Origin of the sequence: Mesorhizobium sp. M1A.F.Ca.IN.020.06.1.1 (assembly GCF_004023265.1) — a bacterium.
GTDB lineage: Bacteria > Pseudomonadota > Alphaproteobacteria > Rhizobiales > Rhizobiaceae > Mesorhizobium.
Genome location: NZ_RZSR01000680.1, coordinates 1 through 3,368 on the forward strand (window position 1 = coordinate 1; position 3,368 = coordinate 3,368).

Genomic DNA, 3,368 nt, shown 5'->3' on the forward strand with positions numbered 1-3,368 from the left:
AATCATGCACAGCGCCTTCTCCTGCTGGCGCCGTTCCCATAGGCCGCGTAGCACCCTATGGCCGGCTTCATCGAACCAGGTCAGCGCCTGACAGCCGCCGGCGACGTCACCAGCGTTGAGGCGGCGCGTTGCGGTGCTCTTGCCCGCCCCGGCAGCGCCGACGTTGAATGCCAACGAGGTGTAGGCGGCATCGCGCGTAGCAGGCAGGCGGACGTTGATCGTCTCCGTCGTGAAATAGCGGTGTAGCCCGGTGCGGTGCGCGGCGGTGTCCTGGCGCAGCAGATCGAGCGCCTGCTGGTGCGTGATCACCATGCCCATGTGCACATTGGCGGTATGGCCGAAGCCTATAGTTGGGACGCCAACGGAGTCCCTATAGGCGACCAGCTTTTCGCCTTCCTTCTTGGCGATGAACGGCACGGCGATGTCGAGCGTCTGTGCCTCGGTCGCAGGACTGCCAGCCAAGGGGCTTGCGCTCGAAGGCCAGGCGAGCAGAAGCGCCAACGCGAAGGCGATCGCCGCCACGGCAATGATGCGGATCCATTCCTTCCATGGCGACAGTCCCTGCTGGTAGACCCGGCCAACAATGCCGGCGAGCAGCAGGAGCACGCCGAGCCACCATGCGACGTTTGGGTCATAGTCCTGGCCGGTCACGCGATACCAGAGCTCCGGCAGCACGAGCACGGCGAGGCCGAACACCTGCATCCAGAAACTCAGAGACAACAGCACCACGCGGCGCACGTCAGCGACGAGACGCATAACACTTCCTTTCCGCCCTAGAGGGCAGCTTGATCAGATGAGAACGAGGACTCGAGTCGACGCCGGCGTGCGTGCCCGCCGTCAGAGCAGCGCGGCGGCCGTGAAGAACGCGTCGATCTGGGCCGACGTGTAGCCGAGCGCGGCGAAGCCGGTTTCCAGCATCGGCTCGTTGCGCACGAAGCTTCCACTGTATTCGAAGGCGTCTTGCACCTCGACAGGCTGCGTTCCGATCCAGGCGATGACCTGGGCGCGCAACCCGGCAACGCTTAGCTGGAGGTGGAATTGCCGAGCCGACACGCTTTCCGGGACAACGGCAGGCGGTGCCGGGGGAGCGCTGAACGCGCCATTGGTATAGGTGCCGCCGATATAGCCCGGCTCCGCGAGCGGGACGATCGTGAAGCCGTCGAGCGTGAAGGTCGGGTCGCCCTCGATGATGTTCACGACGTCGGTGCCTTGGATGACTGCCAGTTGCATGAATGCGATCCTTATTTGAACTCGAGTATGAGAACGACGCCGGGTGCGCCGGCACCGCCAGCGCCGGCGCTGTACGAGCCGCCGCCGCCGCCAGCGCCGAATGCCTGCGCAGCCGCGCCGGCGTTGTGGCCGCCGGCGGTCTGGCCGCCCGCGCCGCCGCCGCCCCAGAAGCTTGCGCCACCCTCGCCGCCTTGGGAGTTGCCGGTCGCATTGGTGCCGGAGCCGCCGTCGCCGCCACCAATGCTAAGCGTGCCTGTGCCGGGGACGCCGCCGCGACCACCAACGTTCTGAGAGGCTGCCGCAGAGCCGCCGTTCGCGGTGACAGTGCCGAACGCGGATGATCCACCTGCGGCGCCAGCAGCGCCGCCCGAACCGATTGTAACGGTCTGTGCCGAGACACCGCTCATGAGGAAGATGCTCGTGCCACCAGCGCCGCCGCCGCTTTCACTGCCGCTGCCGGTGCCGGTCGTGCCGCCAGCGCCGCCGCCCGTCACGAAGACGATTGCACGGCTTGCGCCTGCCGTAGGCGTATAGGTGCCCGAGGCAGTCTTTACCTGGACGTTGACAAGCGAGCCGGCAGCTGCGGTCGCCGCAGCGGCCGCAGCAAATGCCGTGCTGGCGATCTGCGCGCTATTCGTGCCTGCCGCTGCAGTCGGCGCGGTGGGCACGCCGCTGAGTGCCGGGCTCACCAGCGTCTTGTTGGAGAGCGACTGCGCCGAGGACAGGTCAGTGACGATCGTCGTGTCGATCGCGAACTGCGTGCCCGCCAGGACGAGGCCGTTGCCGGCTGTGTAGGAACCAACGCCCGCCGTCTGGGCGAACGTGATCGGGTCGGTCCCAATGACCGGGTTTTCCTTGGCATTCTGCGTCCAGGTCGTGGCGCCCTGCGTCGCTCCACCCGTCACGAAAGTCTGGTCGCCAAGATCGATGTCGGCGGAGAGATTGTAGTAGGTCGCACGCGTCAGGACGAAAGGCGCGCCGGCGCTACCGGTCGCCGTGACCGTGTAGATGCCGTTCTGGAACGACGAGGCCTGGTTCTTGACCAGGATCACGTCGTTGAGGTTCGCGGCTACGCCATCGACGGTTAAAGCACCGTTGGCAGAGGCGGTGAGCGTGGCACCGACGCCGGATGCTCCGTTGGCATAGGTGACCGTCGGAAGCGCGGTGGTCGTGGCCAGCCTGGTCGCCGGCAGCGTCGTGGTGGCGAAGATCGCTGCCTGCACATAGGCCGTCGTTGCCAGCTTGGTCGAATTGTCGCCGGGCGTCTGGGTGACGGCGGTCGAGGCCGAGCCAAGGGCAACGGTCGGGTTTGTGGCGAAGACAAGCGGACCGCTACCGGTCTCGTCGACCATCGCCGCGGCGAGCTGGGCGCTCGTGCCGCCGGCAAGAAAGGCCAGCATGTTCGCGGCAAGGCCCGAGACGTCGCTGATTGCAGGCTGCGCAAACGTCGGGTTACCGCTGGTATCGACACCCGTCCCGAACTGATGGGGAGGAGCGGCCGCAGATTTTACGCCACCAAGGGCCACCGGCTGCGGCGTGGGTAGATCAGCCCCGATCAGCGCTCGGAATGCGGGCACTCCACTTCCGAAGGCTGGAGTAGCCAGGATGAGGTTGGGGAGCTGCGATGCGAGCGAGATCCCGCTGTCAGCAAGGGCAGTGCCGCCGGTCGTGGAGAAAACGGGAATGTCGCCCACCACGGAACTCGAAGGGCCAACGATAGTGCCGTTGGCGATCGGTCCGATCGTTTTCCCGCCGATCTGAAAGAAGAGCCCAAAGATGGTCATCCAGATCTGGCCGTCGACCGGTACTCCCGGAGCAGCGCCAGGAGGGATGCTGAATCCAGCGCCGTCGGACGTAGAGGCCTGGGTGTTGAGCGGCCCTTGCATCGTGTCGCCGCCCCGGTTCACCGGGGTATAGCCGAGCGCGTCCTGCTTCTGTGAGAACAGATAGCTCCACTGGCCAGCGGTCAGGACATTGCCGTAGCTGAAGGGATTCATTTGTCCCAATCCGAATGTGTGTGAGTGGTTGGCTTAGGCGAGGGTGACGATGCCGCGATCAGTCGAATTCGAAGATGACGACCACACCGTTGCCGCCGGCCCCGCCGGCGCCGCCGCCGTCGCCACCACCACCGCCGCCGC

The 3,368-nt window shown here is 66.1% G+C and carries 3 protein-coding genes; all 3 read right to left on the minus strand.

The annotated features are described in order from the left end of the window. Positions 1–756 (minus strand): lysozyme (locus tag EOA60_RS24915; protein ID WP_128312053.1); only part of this gene is annotated, 756 nt, incomplete at its 3' end. An 81-nt stretch (positions 757–837) separates the two neighbouring features. Beyond that, entirely contained in the window at positions 838–1,230 is a 393-nt protein-coding gene (locus EOA60_RS24920) for a hypothetical protein (RefSeq protein WP_245460830.1), read from the minus strand. 11 nt (positions 1,231–1,241) lie between these two features. Further along, positions 1,242–3,227, minus strand: coding sequence for a hypothetical protein (locus EOA60_RS24925; RefSeq protein WP_127335705.1), 1,986 nt, complete (start codon positions 3,225–3,227; stop codon positions 1,242–1,244). Between the last annotated feature and the right edge of the window lie 141 nt (positions 3,228–3,368).